17 protein-coding genes are annotated in these 17,924 nt (G+C 58.3%); 7 read left to right on the top strand and 10 right to left on the bottom strand.

Features of this window, described 5'->3' with window-relative positions:
* The first annotated feature begins 221 nt into the window (after positions 1-221).
* Positions 222-2,108, top strand: a complete 1,887-nt coding sequence (locus HPT27_RS11605; RefSeq protein WP_172243361.1) for a sulfatase-like hydrolase/transferase — start codon at positions 222-224, stop codon at positions 2,106-2,108.
* A 59-nt stretch (positions 2,109-2,167) separates the two neighbouring features.
* Here the strand turns inward: HPT27_RS11605 and HPT27_RS11600 are convergent, their stop codons facing one another.
* From HPT27_RS11600 to HPT27_RS11590, 3 genes are all read right to left on the bottom strand, one after another.
* Positions 2,168-2,863, bottom strand: coding sequence for a pseudouridine synthase (locus HPT27_RS11600; RefSeq protein ID WP_172243359.1), 696 nt, complete (start codon positions 2,861-2,863; stop codon positions 2,168-2,170).
* The gene (locus HPT27_RS11595) at positions 2,860-3,753 is read right to left on the bottom strand and encodes a TIGR01777 family oxidoreductase (RefSeq protein WP_172243357.1); all 894 of its coding nucleotides are present in this window, start codon (positions 3,751-3,753) and stop codon (positions 2,860-2,862) included. The genes HPT27_RS11600 and HPT27_RS11595 overlap by 4 nt, the downstream gene beginning before the upstream one ends.
* Positions 3,754-3,859: 106 nt before the next feature.
* Positions 3,860-4,390 (bottom strand): O-acetyl-ADP-ribose deacetylase, encoded by a 531-nt coding sequence (locus HPT27_RS11590; protein ID WP_172243355.1) that lies wholly within the window; start codon positions 4,388-4,390, stop codon positions 3,860-3,862.
* A gap of 109 nt (positions 4,391-4,499) precedes the next feature.
* On the opposite strand from HPT27_RS11590, the gene HPT27_RS11585 reads away from it, so the two are divergent.
* Positions 4,500-5,942, top strand: coding sequence for an aldehyde dehydrogenase family protein (locus tag HPT27_RS11585; RefSeq protein ID WP_172243353.1), 1,443 nt, complete (start codon positions 4,500-4,502; stop codon positions 5,940-5,942).
* 101 nt (positions 5,943-6,043) lie between these two features.
* Here the strand turns inward: HPT27_RS11585 and HPT27_RS11580 are convergent, their stop codons facing one another.
* Together HPT27_RS11580 and HPT27_RS11575 are read right to left on the bottom strand one after the other, a co-directional pair.
* Positions 6,044-6,415, bottom strand: coding sequence for a DUF4870 domain-containing protein (locus tag HPT27_RS11580; RefSeq protein ID WP_172243351.1), 372 nt, complete (start codon positions 6,413-6,415; stop codon positions 6,044-6,046).
* A gap of 213 nt (positions 6,416-6,628) precedes the next feature.
* Complete coding sequence (locus tag HPT27_RS11575; protein ID WP_172243349.1) at positions 6,629-7,099, bottom strand: hypothetical protein; 471 nt, start codon at positions 7,097-7,099, stop codon at positions 6,629-6,631.
* A 296-nt stretch (positions 7,100-7,395) separates the two neighbouring features.
* Here HPT27_RS11575 and HPT27_RS11570 point away from each other — a divergent pair, with 296 nt between their 5' ends.
* The 3 genes from HPT27_RS11570 to HPT27_RS11560 all read left to right on the top strand — a co-directional run bounded on the left by HPT27_RS11570 (position 7,396) and on the right by HPT27_RS11560 (position 10,154).
* Positions 7,396-8,949: a phosphoenolpyruvate carboxykinase gene (locus HPT27_RS11570; RefSeq protein WP_172243347.1), complete on the top strand. Its 1,554-nt coding sequence runs from the start codon at positions 7,396-7,398 to the stop codon at positions 8,947-8,949.
* 218 nt (positions 8,950-9,167) lie between these two features.
* Entirely contained in the window at positions 9,168-9,401 is a 234-nt protein-coding gene (locus HPT27_RS11565) for a hypothetical protein (RefSeq protein ID WP_172243345.1), read from the top strand.
* Positions 9,402-9,458: 57 nt separating this feature from the next.
* Positions 9,459-10,154 (top strand): class I SAM-dependent methyltransferase, encoded by a 696-nt coding sequence (locus HPT27_RS11560; protein ID WP_328820686.1) that lies wholly within the window; start codon positions 9,459-9,461, stop codon positions 10,152-10,154.
* Between the two features lie 74 nt (positions 10,155-10,228).
* Here HPT27_RS11560 and HPT27_RS11555 read toward each other — a convergent pair whose 3' ends face one another.
* The 4 genes from HPT27_RS11555 to HPT27_RS11540 form a co-directional block, all read right to left on the bottom strand.
* Positions 10,229-10,891: an HAD-IA family hydrolase gene (locus HPT27_RS11555; protein WP_172243340.1), complete on the bottom strand. Its 663-nt coding sequence runs from the start codon at positions 10,889-10,891 to the stop codon at positions 10,229-10,231.
* 76 nt (positions 10,892-10,967) lie between these two features.
* Positions 10,968-11,378, bottom strand: a complete 411-nt coding sequence (locus HPT27_RS11550) for a hypothetical protein (RefSeq protein ID WP_172243338.1) — start codon at positions 11,376-11,378, stop codon at positions 10,968-10,970.
* 5 nt (positions 11,379-11,383) lie between these two features.
* Positions 11,384-12,343 (bottom strand): 23S rRNA pseudouridine(955/2504/2580) synthase RluC, encoded by a 960-nt coding sequence (gene rluC, locus HPT27_RS11545; RefSeq protein ID WP_172243336.1) that lies wholly within the window; start codon positions 12,341-12,343, stop codon positions 11,384-11,386.
* A 249-nt stretch (positions 12,344-12,592) separates the two neighbouring features.
* Positions 12,593-12,919: a hypothetical protein gene (locus HPT27_RS11540; protein ID WP_172243334.1), complete on the bottom strand. Its 327-nt coding sequence runs from the start codon at positions 12,917-12,919 to the stop codon at positions 12,593-12,595.
* A 23-nt stretch (positions 12,920-12,942) separates the two neighbouring features.
* Between HPT27_RS11540 and rne the strand changes: the two genes are divergently transcribed.
* Positions 12,943-16,113 (top strand): ribonuclease E, encoded by a 3,171-nt coding sequence (gene rne / locus HPT27_RS11535; protein WP_172243332.1) that lies wholly within the window; start codon positions 12,943-12,945, stop codon positions 16,111-16,113.
* Between the two features lie 89 nt (positions 16,114-16,202).
* The gene (locus tag HPT27_RS11530; protein WP_172243330.1) at positions 16,203-16,757 is read left to right on the top strand and encodes a hypothetical protein; all 555 of its coding nucleotides are present in this window, start codon (positions 16,203-16,205) and stop codon (positions 16,755-16,757) included.
* Here the strand turns inward: HPT27_RS11530 and HPT27_RS11525 are convergent.
* A complete protein-coding gene (locus tag HPT27_RS11525) occupies positions 16,743-17,888 on the bottom strand; it encodes an IS1595 family transposase (RefSeq protein WP_172243328.1) in 1,146 nt (381 codons plus the stop codon). The two genes, HPT27_RS11530 and HPT27_RS11525, sit on opposite strands and share 15 nt — an antisense overlap.
* Positions 17,889-17,924: the final 36 nt, after the last annotated feature.

The following is a 17,924-nucleotide window of genomic DNA, read 5'->3' as shown; positions in this document are numbered from 1 at the left end:
CCGGGCTATGCTGGCTCCGGAACTGTATTGAGCCGGAACTGTATTGAGCCGGAATAGTGTTGCCCCGGAATTGTTTTGACCCTAGACCCGCGACAGTTTAGCGCAGCCGTACCACGGCTTCTGCCCCTACCTGCGCGCCGCCCGACCCTGATTCGGTCCGGTGCTTGTTTCTTGAGCACTGACTGACTATCCTGCCGCCCGACTTTCCCAGGTAGCCCCCCATGTCGACGCCTCTCACTGATCGCCTGTTGCCGCTGCGCCATTACTTCTTGCTGCTGTGGCTGCTGAACCTGCTGCTGACGCTGCCGTTTCTGCTCAGCCATGCCAGCTACACCGCGCTGTCGCTCGGCTTCGCCCTGCTGATCTGGTTGACCTATGGCTTTCTTTACACGCTGCCGGCGCTGTTGCCGACCTGGGCGCTCGGCAAGCTCGCCGGCCGGCGACTCGGTCAGACCGGCATGCGGATCTTGCTGGCGCTGGCCGCTCTGCTCGGTGCCGGTATCAACATCGCGCTGTTTGCCGATTTCACCATTTTCAAAATTTTTGCGTTCCACCTGAATGGCTTTGTCTGGAACCTGATGACCACGCCCGGTGGCATCACGTCGATGGGCGCCGACGCCGCCACGATGTACAGCTTCGCGGCATTGATCGCGCTGCTGCTGCTCGGGCATCAGTTGCTCGCCTGGTATCTGCAACGTGACAACCGGTTTCGCCGCTGGCTCGATGGCCGCTTCGCCGGTCGCTACCGCCGGTTGCTGTATGTGTTCGCTGTACTGACGCTAACCGAGCGGGTCAGCTATGCCATCGCTCATGTTCGCGGCAGTTCGCCGGTACTCAGCGTTGCCAACAATTTTCCGTTCCACAACCCGACCACTGCCACCCATTTGCTCAAGCGCTTTGGCATCAATGTCAAACGGCAGGCCGAATTCAAGATGGACGACCATGCGGCGCTGAATTATCCGAAAGCGCCGTTGCAGAAAGTCACCCCGGAAAAGCCACTGAACATTGTCTGGCTGGTCGCCGAAAGCTGGCGCAGTGACACCCTGAATGCCGAGATCATGCCGCAGATGCAGGCATTCGCCGATCGCGCCCAGCTGTTCACCCAGCATTACAGCGGCAGCAACGGCACGCGTTGGGGCATCTTCACCCAGTTCTACGGGCTCTATGGCACCTACTGGTTCACGGTGCTGGAAAACCGGCGCAGCCCGGTGCTGGTTGATCGGTTGCAGGAGTTGAATTACCAACTGCACATTTCCACCAGTTCGGCTTTCAGTTACCCCGAGTTCGATCAAACGGTCTGGGTCAACGTGCCAGCCGCCAATATGCACCTGCCGGAAGGCGAAGGCCCGGGCTGGAATTTTGATCGCAAAGGCGTCGATCGTATCGAGCACTTCCTCGACACCCGGCCAACCGACAAGCCGTTCTTCCTGTTTCATTTCTTCGAATCGGCGCATGCCCGTTATTACTTCCCGGATGACAGCATCATCAAGAAACCGTATCTGGAAGATTTGAATTACGCCACGATGGATCTGGAAAAAGACATCGGCCTCATCAAGAACCGCTATCTGAACTCAGTCCATCATCTGGACAGCCAGCTTGGCCGGGTGATCAAGGATTTGGAGCAGCGCAATCTGCTCGACAGCACGATGATCATCATCACCGGCGATCATGGCGAAGAGTTCATGGAAAAAGGCCACTGGGGCCACAACTCGCAATTTCATGAAGAGCAGACCCGGGTTCCGCTAATTGTCTACCTGCCGGGCCTGGCACCGGAACGCCACGATGGTCTCAGCAGCCACCTCGACATTCCGGCCACGGTGCTGCCACAACTCGGCATCAAAAACGATCCTCGCGATTACTCGTTTGGCTGCAATCTGCTGAGCCACTGCGAGCGCAAAGAACTGGTTTTCGGCGACTGGGATCGAATCGGCTACGTCGACAGCCAGTACAAATTGATCTTCCCGCTGAAATCATCCGGCTATACCGCCAACGCGGTCACTGATCGCAACGACCAGCCGGTGGCCGATGAAGATGCCATTCAGGCGCAGTATCAACCGGTCATGATCCGGTTGATGAAGGAAATGACCGAGTTCAGCCAAAAACGCTGAACGATTGGCAGCACAAATAAAAACGGCAGCTCATGGCTGCCGTTTTTATTTTCAGATGCTCAAGAACCCGCTGCCGGCAGCGGCAACGCCCGCCACTGGCCTTCCGGCAAATCCCCGAGTTCGATATCGCCAAAACGCTGCCGATGCAGCGCTTCGACCTGATAGCCACAGGCGGCAAACATGCGCCGGACCTGATGGTAACGGCCCTCGCTGAGCGTCACTTCTGCAAGCTTGGCGTCGATAATCGTCAATGCCGCCGGCAAACAGACCTTGGCTTCGCCGCGCAAGGCGATGCCGGCAGCAAACTGACCGATCACGCCCGGATCGAGCTCCCGATCCAGGGTGGCGCGGTAAACTTTTTCGACATGATGTTTCGGTGAGGTCCAGCGCTGCACCAATGCCGATTGATCGGTCAACAGCAGCAAACCGCTGGTGTCTTTATCCAGGCGGCCGATGCTGACCACTTTCGGTTCCCGATCCTGCCAGCGTGGCGGCAGCAGATCATAAACCCGCGGACCTTCGCCACTCTCGTGGCTGCAGACATAACCCAGCGGCTTGTTCAGCAGAATCAGCATACCGTCCGGAAACGCGATGGGCTCGCCATCGATCAACAATTCGCGCGGTTCCACTTTGCTGGAAAAATCGGTCAGCACGACACCGTTGTGGCTGATGCGTCCTTCGTTGATCCAGCGCCGGGCCTGCCAGCGCGAGCAATAACCAAAATTGCCGAGGATTTGATCAATACGCCGCTTCATGAACCGCGCACATCCGCCAGGGCATGAGCCAAATCCGGCCGGGAAAAAACAAAACCATTTTCCAGCAAGCGGTTGGGCATGACGTTTTGACCATTGAGCAGCAGTTCAGCGCCCTCACCCGCCATCATTTTCACAACAAACGCCGGCACTCGCAGCGCACAAGGTTTGCCCAGCGCGGTGGCCAGTGCCTGACTGAAGTCCGCATTGCGCTGCGGCTGCGGCGCAGTCAGATTGAATACGCCAGACAAGTCGTTTTTGCTGAGCAAAAACAGCACGGCGCTGAGCCAGTCATGCAGATGGATCCAAGAGAACCATTGCTGACCACTGGCGATGGGGCCGCCGAGGCCGAGTTTGAACGCCGGCAACATCCGCTTCAGCGCGCCGCCACTGCGATGCAACACCACGCCGGTACGCACGATGCAGACCCGGACATTGAGTGCTTCGGCGGCGCGGGCACTGGTTTCCCAGTCGGCACACAGGCGCGCACCGAAATCGCTACCGGCAGCATCATGCTCATTGAAAACCTGATCGCTGCTGTAGCCGTAGTAACCGACGGCCGAACCGGAAATCAGCACATCCGGCCGCAATTGCATCCGGCTCATCCATTGCACTAATCCATGCGTGGTGCCGATTCGGCTGGCACGCATCCGATCCTTTTTTCGGGCCGTCCAGCGACCGCCAATCAATGGTTCACCGGCCAGATTGATCACGGCATCGGCCTGGGTCGGAGCATCGTGCCAGGCCGAAAACGCGGCCACCTGACCACCAAGCTTGCGCCGCGCTTTTGCCGGGTCACGGCTGTACACGCTGAGCTCACAGCCCTGCTCCAGCAGCGCCATTGCCAATGCCCGGCCCAAGAATCCGGTAGCGCCCGTCATGACTACATGCATTGTGTTCGTTCCTGATTGTTTGCCCGTCACTCACGCCGCGTTTGCGTGTTGTCTGCGCCTGTCTGTTCGTCACAGATATGCGGCAGCGAGTAGCGGCAATTTTTTATCAATTCACGTTTTTATCGGTCGCCAGCGCCGTTTGATACAGCGCCAGCATTTCTGCGTTGAAGCAGCAAAAAATAATCTCGTCCGGCGGCGTCGCGGCGGCGAGTCCGGCCAAGGCCGCGCGGACGCTGGCAACAGCCACCGGCACCGCTTGCGCGGGGGGATAGCCATAAACACCGCAGCTGATGGCCGGAAACGCCAAGCGGCGCAAACCATGATCCGCCGCCAATTGAATGCAGCGGCGATAACAGGCCGCCAGCAGCGCCGGTTCTCCGTGATTGCCGCCCTGCCAGACCGGACCCACAGTATGGATGACATGGCGCGCCGGCAGCCGGTAGCCCTTGGTCAACCGGGCGTCGCCGACCGGGCAGCCGCCAAGGGTGCGGCATTCTGCCAGAAGGCCGGGGCCGGCGGCGCGATGAATGGCGCCGTCAACTCCGCCGCCGCCCAACAGACTGGTGTTGGCGGCATTGACGATGGCATCGACGGCCAGGGTGGTCAGATCGGCCTGAATGGCACGCAGAACTGTCATGCCGGGCCTCCGGTCGGGCGCAGGATACGGTTTACAGCGTCGACCAAAACCGCTAGCCTGTTCAATATATTAAACATCACCGTTTTATCCCCTCCCGGAGACCGACCCCGTGCTCAAGTCTGCCTACCCCTATTACTTGGCCAACGAACCTGTGTACGCCAACCAGGATCTGCCGGTCATCGACAAGTACAGCGGCGAAGTGGCGACCCGGGTCGCGCTGGCCGACGCCAAGGCCATCGACGCCGGCATTGCCGCTGCCGACGCCGCCAGCGACGCCATGCGCAAGTTGCCGGCCTACAAGCGCCAGCAAATCCTGCAGCACTGTGTCCAGCGCTTTACCGAACGACTGGAAGAACTGGCTCAGGCGCTTACCATCGAGAACGGCAAGCCAATCAACGATGCCCGTGGCGAAGCCATCCGGCTGGTCGATACCTTCCGCATTGCCGCCGAAGAATCGGTGCGCATCTACGGTGAAGTGATGCCGCTGGATATCTCGGCTCGCGCGGTCGGCTACACCGGCATGTGGAAACGGGTGCCGGTGGGTCCCTGCTCGTTCATTTCGCCGTTCAATTTTCCGCTCAATCTGGCCGCACATAAAGTGGCGCCGGCGATCGCGGCAGGCTGCCCGTTTGTGCTCAAGCCGGCCTCGATGACGCCAATCGGCGCGCTCATCATCGGCGAAGTGCTGGCCGAAACCGATCTGCCGAAAGGCGCATTCTCGATTCTGCCCTGCTCGCGCGATGGCGCCGATCTGTTCACCACCGACCCGCGACTGAAGCTGCTGTCATTCACCGGCTCACCGCAAGTCGGTTGGGAGCTGAAAGCCAAAGCCGGCAAGAAAAAAGTGGTGCTGGAACTCGGCGGCAACGCCGCCTGCATCATCGACCATGACAGCGACATCGAAGATGCGGTCAAACGGGTGGTGTTCGGCGCGTTTTATCAAAGCGGCCAGAGCTGCATCAGTGTGCAACGCATTCTGGTCCATGAAGCCATTTACAAAACCTTCCGTGATCAACTGGTCGCCGCGACCAAGGCGCTGAAAATGGGCGACCCGAAAGATCCGGCCACCTTCATCGGCCCGATGATTTCCAGCAAGGAAGCCGAGCGGCTCGAAGGCTGGGTCAAAGAAGCCGTCGCCGCCGGCGCCACGCTGCTGTGCGGTGGCAAACGCAATGGCGCCATGCTGGAAGCGACCCTGCTGGAAAATGTCAAAAGCAGCGCCAACATTTCCTGCCAGGAAGCGTTTGGCCCGGTCGCCATCCTCAGCCCGTTTACCGACTTTGATGCCGCACTGAAAGAGGTCAACAACAGCGATTTCGGCCTGCAGGCCGGGGTCTTCACCCGCGATATCTACAAGATTCAGCGGGCTTGGGACGAGTTGGAAGTCGGCGGCGTGGTCATTGGTGACATCCCGAGCTGGCGCGTTGACCATATGCCCTATGGCGGCGTCAAAGATTCCGGTCTCGGCCGCGAAGGCATCCGCTATGCCATCGAGGACATGACCGAATTGCGCATGCTGATTGTCAGGACCCCGCCGAAAGAGCAGCGTTAATCGCCGGTTCTCTTCGACAACAAAAAAGCCCCGCAGTGCGGGGCTTTTTGTCTCTCACCGAATCGCTAACAGCGTCGCTGACTGAATGGCTATGACCTTGCTCACTTCAAAAAGCGAATGGTGAACGGATAGGCCCAGACTTCACCGTTGTTGGCTTTCAGCGCGCCGACAATGGCAAAAATGACATTCAGGATGCACAGCACCCAGAGGAACAGCAGGCCGATCAGAATCAGGGCCAGTATCCAGCAAACAAAGCCATACAACAGGAACGATAGCAACCAGTTGACCACATTCTTGCCATGCGCATCGATCAGCGGGTGTTCATGCTTCTTCATCTGCCACATGACAATCGGCACGATGAAGCCCGCCAGCGGAATCAGATAACCGGCGAGAATCGACAAATGGATGAACATGCCCCATTGCCGGGCTTTGATTTCGTCTTGTGACAGCGGCGTTTGTGGCCAGTCGGACATGAAAACAGCTCCTTGCGCATCGAACGGAAACAACCCAGCCCGCTACGGTACTGGGTGACGTCGACTTTGTCAGCAGCCCTCTCGCCTTTACCGCAAGCATGGCGCCGTAACCGTAACCAACGCGCATCGCATGCCAACCCACAGAAACAACAACGCCGGCATCGTGGCCGGCGTTGGCAAAAAATGTGTTGGCAGGAAGTAAGGCTGCTCCGCTTAACGGCTGGCATAGCCTGCCATGGGCGCTTCCCGGCTGACGATGGCAACCCATTGGTCAGTCCGATTGCCGTCCAGTTTGGCGGCAACGCTGTAACGCATGCCTTCCTTGACCTCGATCGTCACCACGCTGCGCTCGGAATTGCGCCCACCCGGTACCGACATGGCACCTGCACCGTAAAGATTGTCCAGCTTTGCCCCCAGCTTGATCTCATGCTTGCCGGGTTTCAGCAGCAACTGCTTGCGATCCGGCACCAGATTCTGGCCATCGACCTGCTGGAAAAACGCCTCGTACTGATTGGCGGCCTGGCGCGGAATATCCAAATCGACAATGCCATGCGGCTCGCTGGAACTGACCAGCGGCCCAGCCGAACTGGCGCAGGCCATCAGCAGTGCGGCAGCCAGCCCGGTCGCCATCAGCTTTGCTGACGCCTTGTTTATGGACCTGATCTTGTTCCTGAGTAGGGTCATGGTCTTGCTCCTTGGCTTGTCCTGCAAAGAACGGATACGAGTATGAAACCGGCCTGGCCGGATACGCCACGCCATTTTGTAGCATCGTGCCAGCACCGCCGTTTCCCTTGGTCAGGCCTTCTCCATGTTTGGTTCCGGAACCGACCGGTTCTTGCGCCGCGTCATCATTGAAGCCGCCACGCACCAGCATTGTGCACGGCGCAAATCCAGCGCCGGCGTAGCGTGCCCCATGGCGGATCGGTGATAATACGCGCCGTTTTTCCTGACTCTCGACCCCACCAGACGAGGACCGACTCATGACCGCTACTGCCGCGGCCCCGCAGCGCCATTCCAATTTAAACGCCGATGCCCTGATCAAGAAGGCCCTCGAGCGCCATGAAGGTCGTATCGCCAGCAACGGCGCCCTCGTCGTCGAGACCGGCAAGCGCACCGGCCGCAGCCCGGCGGATCGGTTCATTGTCCAGGAACCGAGCACCCAGAACGAGATCGACTGGGGCAAGGTCAACAAGCCGTTCCCGGCCGACAAGTTCGACGCCCTGTGGGCGCGGGTCGAAGCCCATTACAACAGCCTGCCGGAAGCCTTCATCAGCCAGCTGCACGTCGGCGCTGATCCGAAGCACTACCTGCCCATCGAAATGCGCACCGAAACCGCCTGGCAACAGCTGTTCGGCCGCAACCTGTTTATCCGCCCAGCTCAGTTCAATCCGTCCAACAAACCGGCCTGGCAAGTGCTGAATGTCCCTGGCTTTGTCTGCGACCCGGCCCGTGATGGCACCAACAGCGATGGCTGCGTCATCCTGAACTTTGCCCAGCGCAAAGTACTGTTGGCTGGCATGCGTTACGCCGGTGAAATGAAGAAAGCGATGTTCTCGGTGCAGAACTTCCTGTTGCCGGCCGAAGACACCCTGCCGATGCACTGTGGCGCCAACCAGGCCAAAGATGGCAAAGTCACGCTGTTCTTCGGCCTGTCCGGTACCGGCAAGACCACGCTGTCGACCGATCCGGCCTGCTTCATCATCGGTGATGACGAGCACGGCTGGGGCCCGGGCAGCGTGTTCAATATCGAAGGCGGCTGCTATGCCAAGTGCATCGACCTGAACCAGAAGCACGAGCCGGTCATCTGGGATGCCATCCGTCACGGCACCATCCTGGAAAACGTCGTGCTGAACGAAGACGGCACGCCGGATTACACCGACCACACCCTGACCCAGAACAGCCGCGCCGCCTACCCGCTCGACTTCGTTGAAAAGCGCGTGCTGGAAAACCGTGGCCCGGAACCGGAAGCGTTGATTTTCCTGACCTGCGACATGACCGGCGTGCTGCCACCGGTGTCCATCCTGAACCGTGAACAAGCCGCTTATCACTTCCTGTCCGGCTACACCGCCAAAGTCGGTTCGACCGAAATGGGCTCAACCTCGTCGATCGAACCAACTTTTTCGACCTGCTTCGGCGCACCGTTCTTCCCGCGCCCGGCCGGCGAATACGCCAAGCTGCTGATGAAGCGCTTGGATGCCTCGGGCGCCAAAGTCTATCTGGTCAACACCGGCTGGACCGGTGGCCCGGCGGGCGACGGCGGTCATCGCTTCCCGATCCCGGTCACCCGTGCCGTGGTTGCTGCAATTCAGAGCGGCGCGCTGAAAACCGCCAAGACCCAGCACCTGCCGGTGATCAATCTGGATGTGCCGGTCGAACTGGCTGGCGTCGACAGCAAACTGCTGAACCCGCGCGAAACCTGGGAAGACCAAGCCAAGTACGATGCCGAGGCCAAGAAACTGGCCGCGCTGTTCGTCGAGAACTTCAAGAAGTTCAAGGTCGATGCCAGCGTTGTCGCGGCTGGTCCGCAGCTGTAAGTCAGACTGCCAGTGACAAAAGGGCCGCGAAGCGGCCCTTTTGTTTTGTTGCCGCCACCCACGGACATTGGCAGTGTTGATGGCAATGCCGGCTGACACGGTGGTTCAATAAGCGCGGCGGCGCCCAAACGACGCAACAAACTCGGCAAGCATCGCCACAAAATTCCGTTTACCATGCCGGCCCAAATCCTTGTCACCTTGCATTGCCGGAGCCACAAATGGACGCCGATTGGGTTCTCACCACCTTGAATGACGCGCTGAGCGCGCTGGAAGATGTCATCACCGAACTGGAATCGGATCCGGAGTCGATTGATGAACTCTTGCCGGAATTGATGCCGGCCATTTACGCCAAGCTCAATTACGCCTGGAACAGCCGCGAGCTGGGCCCGGAAGCGATCGACAAGCTGGATCACAATGAATTGATTGGTTTTCCCAAAGATTTGCCACTGTAAGGGTCGGCATGTGCCGGATCGAACCTGATCCGAGGTAGCAAAATGGAGTCAGCAGCAGTGGATGGGCGTATCGCGTTTGTTGAAGAAACCCGCTTTGGTGTCTGGTTTCTGGGTACCGAAACCTGGCGTGTGCACGTGCTGCAACGCGCCCTGAATGATCTGCAACAATTACTGGGGCCCGTGCCGGCCGTAGGCAGTGTTCTGGATATCGGCTTTGGTCATGGCAAGGCCTTGCTGGAATTGGCCAAACGTTTCCAGCCAGAGCAGCTGGTGGGCATTGATGCCGACCCTGCCGCCAAAACCCGCGCCGAGCAGACACTTGCCAGTGCCGGCGTGCTCGCTGAGTTGCATACCTGCAACGCCGCCGCAACGCGCTTGCCTGACAACAGCTTCGACATCGTGTTTTGCCATCAGACCCTGCACCATATTGTTGCGCAGGAAACCGCACTGGCCGAGATTTTCCGGGTGCTGAAACCGGGTGGCAAATTGCTGCTGGCCGAATCCACCAAAAAATACATCCACTCACTGCCCATCCGAATTCTGTTCCGGCACCCGATGCACGTTCAGAAAACGGCGGAAGAGTATTTGGCCTTGGTGCGCGCGGCCGGGTTTACCGTCCAGCCAGAGCAGATTTCCTACCCGTACCTGTGGTGGAGCCGTTCGGATATCGGTTTCTTCGAATGGCTAGGTTTCAAACCAAGACCGAATCATGAAGAGACCCTGATCAACTTGGTCGCCGTCAAACCCGGCTAACACATGGCCGGGTAATAGGTAGCGCCAAAGAAACAGTTAACAACAGAAAAAAGACACAACAGAAAAAACGCGACTCAAGGTCGCGTTTTTAGCCACTGCGGCAGATGCTGGATATCGTGCAATTGATCCAGCGGCTCGTGTGCCAGCAGATCCGCCAAATCATGTGCACCATACGTTGCCGCCAGCCGATCGACGTTTGCCCGCTTCGCCATCTCCATATCAAATCCGGTGTCACCCACTACCAAGGCCCGCTGCGCTGGCGTGTCGGTTTCCTTCAGGATATCAAGCACCATCTGCGGATGCGGTTTGCCTTCGGCTTCGTCGGAGCAGCGCGACGTGTGGAAAAACTGATCCAGCGCCACTTCTTTCCACGCCCGCTCCAGACCATAGCGTGCCTTGCCGGTGGCAACGGCCAGGACAAAACCGGAATCCTTCAACCAATCCAGCGTTTCGCGGGCACCATCGAACAGCGGCGTCGGTGTTGGATCGGTTTCGACAAACGCGGTCCGGTATTGCTGCTTCAAGGCGTCCAGCTGCTCCGGATGCGCGCCCGGAAAGAGAATCTCGTACACCGCTGGTAACGACAAACCAATGATGCCCTTGACGGCATCCTCGCTCGGCACCGGCAGCTCCGCCAGCTCAGCGGCCGCACGCATTGACGAGACAATGCGGCCGACCGAGTCGATCAGCGTGCCATCCCAGTCGAAAATAATTAGATCGTAAGGTTTATTGGTCATGTATCACTACTGCGAATAGAGACTGAAATTAACTGTGGATAATTGCTAGCAACTCAACCGTGCTTTAAGCGCAGCATTAGATGCCATTTGCTACCATCATTCTTTTATTAAGCCAAACTAGATGCGCGAAACATGCTAATGGCAGGATCGCAATTACTGGCGATGACAACCTGAAAACAAAAATAAAATAGAGCAAGGCCATAACGCCCAGAGCACCACAAGCTATTGGCTCTAGCAATTTACCAAATGCCTTGTAGCCAAACACCGCATTGAAGTAGAGCAAAAGAGCTCCCCACACGCCGGCCGCACCGAACATAACAGGGATACCAAAGTGGGTCAGTGACGTGAACTCTACTGGCTCAGATGAGAACAGAACCGAATACAGTCCAAGTAGAAACATGGCCAGTCCGATGATCCACAGATAGACTGGCACGCCAAAACTAACGATAAACTCTATCGATATCAGAGCTCTATGGAGCTTGCGCATGGCACTTAACCGTTCGTTTGAGTCCGTGCTGAAGCCAGTACCACGTCCAGCTCCTCCGGCAACGGCGCATTGACCGTCACCTCTTTGCCAGAAGCCGGATCAACGAAACTCAGCGACGCCGCGTGCAAGAACAACCGCTTCAGGCCGAGCTTGCCGGCTAGCGCGACGGTTTCGTCATTGCCGTATTTGTCGTCGCCCAACAGCGGATGGCCGGCATGAGCGGCATGGACCCGGATCTGGTGGGTACGGCCGGTCAACGGGCTGGCCTCCACCAAAGTACAGCTCGGGAAATTTTCCAGCACGGCAAAACGGGTCTGCGATTCCTTACCTTCCGCATGGACCCGCACCACACGCTCGCCCGATTGCAGTTCGTTTTTCAGCAACGGCGCATTGATCAGTTGCTTGCGGGCCGACCATTTGCCAATGACCAAGGCCTGATAAACCTTGTCCATGTCCTTTTCCCGCAGCGCTTCGTGGAACGCACGTAAGGCTGAACGTTTTTTCGCCACCAGCAGGCAGCCGGAGGTGTCACGGTCGAGGCGGTGCACCAGTTCCAGAAACGGCGCGTCGGGGCGCAGCGCCCGCAAGCCCTCAATCACCCCATACGAAACACCCGAACCACCGTGCACGGCCATACCAGCCGGTTTGTTGATCACGATGTAGCCGTCGGTCTCCAGCAACACGGCGTCATCAAGCGCCTGAATTTTGCGTAAGCCGGGATTGGGTCCCGGCTCCGCCTCACTGACCCGAACCGGTGGAATTCTGACCAGATCGCCGAGTTCGAGCCGGTATTCGGCTTTTATGCGGCCTTTATTGACCCGGACTTCACCGGTGCGCAGCAATTTATAGATGCGACTCTTCGGCACGCCCTTCAGCAAGGTCAGCAGAAAGTTGTCGATGCGCTGGCCGGCACGGCCGTCATCGATGGTCACAAACCGAACAGCAGGCGCGTCTGATGCGCTCATCTGAGCCTCGGTCAAATCGGCATTTTGGGGAATTTTGCTTTTAATTTGCTGCACTTACGGCGACCTGCTATAGTCTTTTGGCCAATCCGCATGGTCGTGATCCAGGCCAGCCGTTGACCAAGACTGTTATCAGTTTGGTCTCCTGAAGCCCCTCGATCCCCACCATTGCCGATGGTGCTCATTATGAGTGAATCGGCGTCGCCGCAATTCGGACGACGCCTTGACTATTGTACGTCATGACGATTGCCGTCATGCCGTCATTGCCAGTAAGGCAGCGAGTTTTTTGCCGTCCCGCCCCAGCACGTTCATGCCGCCAATCGGTGTGACCCTGCGACGTAAAGGCGCGACAGATGTTGTTCGGTCCGGCCGCACCAGCCGCCATTTGGCGCTAACGTAGCCCCACCGCCGACATCGCTTTGAAACTGTGTTTTGGCGCGTTTCACGCGCGTGGTTCGACGCTTTCGTCAGCTTGTTTTTTGACGTGCCGTTACGAGCCTGAGGAGTTCCGGGGCCCTGCCCCGATCCTGCGTGATTGCCCTGCCGCTTGGCGTTGATGGCATGTTCGCAATCGGTCATTTGACTGACCGACGAGAACTACCATGAAACGGATGCTGATTAACGCAACCCAGCAAGAAGAGCTGCGGGTTGCCCTTGTAGACGGGCAACGCCTGTACGACCTCGATATCGAGGTGCCCGGCAAAGAACAGAAAAAGGCCAACATCTATAAAGGCCGCATTTCCCGCGTTGAACCTTCCCTCGAAGCTGCCTTTGTCGATTACGGCGCAGAACGCCATGGCTTTCTGCCGCTGAAAGAAATCTCCCCGACTTACTACACCGACCCGAGCAAGACCCGCGGCAACATTCGCGAGCTGCTGAAGGAAGGTCAGGAAGTCATCGTCCAGATTGAGAAGGAAGAGCGCGGCCAGAAAGGCGCGGCCCTGACCACCTATATCAGCATGGCCGGTTGCTATGTCGTGCTGATGCCGAACAACCCGCGTGCCGGCGGCATCTCGCGCCGCATCGAAGGCGATGACCGCTCGGATCTGCGTGAAGCCCTGCAAAGCCTGGATGTGCCGGATGGCATGGGCATCATCATCCGCACCGCCGGCGTCGGTCGGTCGGAAGAAGAGCTCAAGTGGGACCTCGGCATGCTGCAGCGCCAGTGGGAGCTCATCACCGAAGCGGCCGCCAAGCGCCCGGCACCGTTCCTGATTTATGCCGAGAGCGATGTCATCATCCGCTCGATTCGCGATTACCTGAAAGCCGATATCGGCGAAATCATTGTCGATACCCAGGATGCCTATAACCGGATTCGCCAGCACATCGAGCTGTCGCGACCGGACTTTGTCAGCAAGGTAAAGCTGTACAAGGACGACATTCCGCTGTTCAACCGTTATCAGGTTGAAAGCCAGATCGAAAGCGCCTACCAGCGCGAAGTGCGTTTGCCGTCGGGCGGTTCGATTGTCATTGACCGCACCGAAGCCATGGTCTGCATCGACGTCAACTCGTCGAAAGCCACCAAAGGTGGCGACATCGAAGAAACCGCGCTGCAAACCAACGTCGAAGCGGCGCAGGAAGTCGCTCGTCAGCTGCGCCTGCGTGACTTGGGCGGTCTGGTCGTTATCGACTTCATCGACATGACCCCGGCCAAAAACCAGCGCATGCTCGAAGATGCGCTGCGTGACGCTGTCGAGATGGACCGCGCCCGCATCCAATTGGGCCGGCTGTCGAAGTTCGGTCTGATGGAAATGTCGCGTCAACGCCTGCGTCCGGCACTGGCCGAATCAACCACCGAGTTGTGCCCGCGCTGTAACGGCGTTGGCCACATCCGCAACGTCGAATCGATGTCGCTGTCGGTGCTGCGTCTGATCGAAGAAGAAGCCATGAAGGATTCGACTTCGCAGGTGCAAGCGCTGCTGCCGGTCGAAGCCGCAACCTATTTGCTCAACGAAAAGCGCAAAGACATTTCCGATATCGAGAAGCGTCACGACGTGCATGTGGTTGTCGTGCCGAATCCGCATCTGGAAACACCGAATTACGAAGTGCGTCGCCTGCGTCAGCAGGAAGTGGTCGAAACGGTCTCCTACTCGCTGGCCGAACAGCCGGTGGTCGAGGCCATCGAAATCACTACGGCCAACAAACCGCGTAGCGAAGCGCCGGCCGTGCAATTCACTCAGGTTGCCGCCCCTGCACCAATCGCTCCGGCCCCCGCACCGATCACGCAAGCCGCAAAAGCGGCACCAGCCGCCATCGCCGTGGCCAAGCCAGGCATCCTGCGTCGCATTTGGGATTCACTGTTTGGCAGTGGCGAGCCGGTCAAGGCCGAGCAACCGCGCAATCGCAATGATCGTGACCGCAACAAACGGGGTGGTCGTGATGGTCGTCCGGACAATCGTGGCGAGCGTCGCGACAATCGCGGCCAACGTTCGGAACAGCGCCGTGATGGCCGCCCGGACAATCGTGGCGAAGGTCGTTCTGAAGGTCGTTCAGAACAACAACGCCCAGGCCGCGATCAGAATCGCGAACCGCAGGCCGCTCGTCAGCAAACCGCAAAAACCGAAGGTCAGGCACGTGATGCCCGGCCGCCGCGTGAAGAGCGGCAACCACGTGCCGATCGTCCGGCCCGGGAAGAGCGCGCTCCGCGCGAAGAACGAGCTCCACGCGAAGAACGCCAACCGCGCGAAGCGCAAAACCGTGACGTTGTTGCCCGTGAAGAACGCGCACCTCGCGAAGAACGCCCGGCCCGTGAACCGCGTGAAGATCGCGGTCCGCGCCAGACGCGTGCCGAGCGGATGGCCATGCGTCAGCAGCAAGGTGGTGACAGCAATGTTGCCGTTAATACTGCCGTTGTCGCAGGAGCCACAGTTGCAGCGACTGAGCCCGTGAGCAAACCACAGGCTCCGATCGAAGTTGCCACTCCGGTTGTTGACGGCAACGTCGAGGCAGCCGCCGTCGATGTGATCGCCCGCGACAATATCGAAGCCAACGAACAGCGTCGTGATCGCGCTGACCGTGGCGATCGCGGTGACAATCGCCGCCGTCGCCTGCCGCGTCACCTCGGTGGTGGTCGTCGTCGTGACCGCGAAGGCGGTGAAGGCGAAAACGCCGCTGCAGAAGGCGCCAACGGCGCAGAGCTGCCGCTCGGCGACACCTTTGTCGCACCGCAAATTGATGTGGCACAGCAAAGCGCTGCTGCACCAGCAGACGCCGTGGTGATAAACACTGCGCCGGCAACAGTAGCGGCTCCGGTTGTTGTTGCTGAAGTCGTCAAAGCAGAACCGGTCACAAAACCAGTCTCAGAACCCGTCAGCGCCGATGTTCGTGCCCCGGTTGCAAATGTCGCCGCCAGCTCGGCGTCGGCACCTGCCGCCAAGCCGGCACCGGTCGCGCCGTTCAGTGCCGCACCGGTACCGTCTGCGCCAGTTGCGGCTACTGTCGCCACCGAATCGGTTAGCAATGCAGCCAGCAGCGAAGCGGCACGTCCGCGCGTGGTGGCATCCGCTCCGGCAGCCAAGCCGAAGCCGATCGAACCAGCGCCGAAGCAGGAAGTGTCGGAAGAAGAAGCGCTGAAAAATGTTGCCGCGCTGTTGGCGAGCCTGATAGAACCGAGCCAGAGCCAGAGCACGGTGTTGCACCGTTCCAGCTCCAGCAGTTCACCGATGGCCAAGCCACGGGCAACCCCGGCAGCAGCGCCTGCGACAACGCCAGCACCGCTGTCGTCGATTGAGCGCGCGCAACAACAGATCGACAATCACGACGACAAAGCCTGATTGTTCAAAGCCTGAACGTTGAAGGCATCCGTTAGTGCCGTAGTTGATGTTGCAGTATCAACAGCAACGCCATTAGGTAGCTGTTGCACATGATGTTTGGGGAGGGTTTGGTTAACCTCCCCAGCATTATGAAAATTCGAACTCCCACTACACTCTGTTGGCTGCTGGATAAGCGGGCCAGGCTTGCCGGGAAAATCACCTATATAGAAGAAAAACTACAGAATTTTGCCTCGCTGTCAGAAAAAGTGGATAGGTTGAGGCAGGATCTGCTCGCCATAGACCACACGATCTCTCTCTATGAGATACCTGTCGATCCGACGCAAGTGCCCTCCATTAAGCCGCTTCCCAATGCCCGCGCCTTGCCGTGGGGTAGGATGACCCGAGCAATCTACAGGTGTCTGGCAACAGACAAAACTAGAGCGTTCTCCGCGCTAGAAATAGCCACCTTTGTCATGCGGAATGAGGACGTCACATTTTCAGCAGAAGGCTTCATCCATTTTAGGATGGCCATTCGACGTAGGTTGAAAAGCTTGCTTTACGCAGGGAAAGTCACGCGTTTACAAACTGCGAATGGTAGGCGGAGCGCCTATTGGCAGTTCAAGGACATTGATCAATGTGATAAACCTGAACTAGACCATGATTAGCTCTTCGGGCAATTTGCATCCTTGCCAATAGCCGCGCCACCACTTTGAATAACCAGCCTGTAGTGCGCGCCCGAGCAAGTCGCTAAATCGCGCTCCAACGCTTTGGCGACGATAGTCCTCTCGCCAAGCCATTTCATTGGCGTAAAGCATCAAATATCGAGCTCGCAACTGGTGGCCGACCCCGTACTCGTAGCGACGTATCCGCGAAAAGTACGATTCCGCTTGGTTCTGATGGATGCCATCCTCAGTTGCATATTCCTTGGAGTGCTCGACCGTGTGGTGCTGATACAGCCCATCGAAGCGAAAATACGCCGGATTCTCATCCGAATGTACTGTGCTCCCAGGGGCAATGTAACGCTTGGCAAGAGCCATGGCGTTCGCTTCATTTTCGCTATGACCAACTGCAACTCGGGTAAGGAATGCCCCAAGCCCCGGTTCCTGATGCACCTGTCGTAACGTAAAAATAATCCGTCGGTTCCTTTTCTTCCGTTGATTCAACTTGCTCAGGCTTATGCGTTTATTGGCCCTCCCTTCCTTCTCGGATAGCTCATGGGGGTTGGGCAAATCAGAAATACCGGGGGGCTTAGCTTTTCCTTTGCGCCGGCGCTCCAGAATGTGAGTCTGAAGTTCCTCTGTAGTAGGCTTCTTGTTACGGACTCGTGGTCGTCTCGGCTTGCCACAAAAGTGACCGCCATCAATATGGATTAGCCCGCTCAGCGGTGTGGTGTCTCGAGAATGGTAGAGCGCTTCGCGCAACTTATGGGCCAACACCATCGCAGTCTTGTAAGCCACACCCATTTGCGTGGCCAACGCGACATGCGAGATCCCTTTTGCTGATGAGACGTAAATGAAGATCGCACGAAGAATATCTTTGAAGCTGAGCTTACGGTCCGCGAACACCGTGCTGGATGTAACGCTGAAAGTACGCGTGCAATGCTTGCAACGCCATTGCTTACGGGTGCGAATGGCGTAATGGCGGTCAAAGGCACCGCATCCTGGGCACCCTTGTTGATCACGTCCACCCCAGCGGATCTCGACGAACCGCCACCACGCATCGTCTTCGCTCATCTTGTCGATATCGCGAAGCGAAAAATCCCGTGCCTTGGCAGACAGCAGAAAATGCTGTGCCATCCCGTTCCCGTACGTGTGCCACGGTCAATGTCTGCG

This window comes from Permianibacter fluminis, from assembly GCF_013179735.1.
GTDB lineage: Bacteria > Pseudomonadota > Gammaproteobacteria > Enterobacterales > Permianibacteraceae > Permianibacter > Permianibacter fluminis.
The sequence above is the reverse complement of the archived record's forward strand: the minus strand, read 5'-3'. Positions and strand labels throughout refer to the sequence as shown.

What these genes read in the sequence shown, in the direction of transcription:
- HPT27_RS11600 (WP_172243359.1), bottom strand. Translation starts at nt 2,863, where the DNA reads ATGAAGCGGCGTATTGATCAAATCCTCGGCAATTTTGGTTATTGCTCG.
- HPT27_RS11605 (WP_172243361.1), top strand. Translation starts at nt 222, where the DNA reads ATGTCGACGCCTCTCACTGATCGCCTGTTGCCGCTGCGCCATTACTTC.
- HPT27_RS11555 (WP_172243340.1), bottom strand. Translation starts at nt 10,891, where the DNA reads ATGACCAATAAACCTTACGATCTAATTATTTTCGACTGGGATGGCACG.
- HPT27_RS11540 (WP_172243334.1), bottom strand. Translation starts at nt 12,919, where the DNA reads ATGACCGATTGCGAACATGCCATCAACGCCAAGCGGCAGGGCAATCAC.
- HPT27_RS11525 (WP_172243328.1), bottom strand. Translation starts at nt 17,888, where the DNA reads ATGGCACAGCATTTTCTGCTGTCTGCCAAGGCACGGGATTTTTCGCTT.
- rne (WP_172243332.1), top strand. Translation starts at nt 12,943, where the DNA reads ATGAAACGGATGCTGATTAACGCAACCCAGCAAGAAGAGCTGCGGGTT.
- HPT27_RS11565 (WP_172243345.1), top strand. Translation starts at nt 9,168, where the DNA reads ATGGACGCCGATTGGGTTCTCACCACCTTGAATGACGCGCTGAGCGCG.
- HPT27_RS11530 (WP_172243330.1), top strand. Translation starts at nt 16,203, where the DNA reads ATGATGTTTGGGGAGGGTTTGGTTAACCTCCCCAGCATTATGAAAATT.
- HPT27_RS11580 (WP_172243351.1), bottom strand. Translation starts at nt 6,415, where the DNA reads ATGTCCGACTGGCCACAAACGCCGCTGTCACAAGACGAAATCAAAGCC.
- HPT27_RS11550 (WP_172243338.1), bottom strand. Translation starts at nt 11,378, where the DNA reads ATGCGCAAGCTCCATAGAGCTCTGATATCGATAGAGTTTATCGTTAGT.
- HPT27_RS11595 (WP_172243357.1), bottom strand. Translation starts at nt 3,753, where the DNA reads ATGCATGTAGTCATGACGGGCGCTACCGGATTCTTGGGCCGGGCATTG.
- HPT27_RS11590 (WP_172243355.1), bottom strand. Translation starts at nt 4,390, where the DNA reads ATGACAGTTCTGCGTGCCATTCAGGCCGATCTGACCACCCTGGCCGTC.
- HPT27_RS11570 (WP_172243347.1), top strand. Translation starts at nt 7,396, where the DNA reads ATGACCGCTACTGCCGCGGCCCCGCAGCGCCATTCCAATTTAAACGCC.
- HPT27_RS11575 (WP_172243349.1), bottom strand. Translation starts at nt 7,099, where the DNA reads ATGACCCTACTCAGGAACAAGATCAGGTCCATAAACAAGGCGTCAGCA.
- rluC (WP_172243336.1), bottom strand. Translation starts at nt 12,343, where the DNA reads ATGAGCGCATCAGACGCGCCTGCTGTTCGGTTTGTGACCATCGATGAC.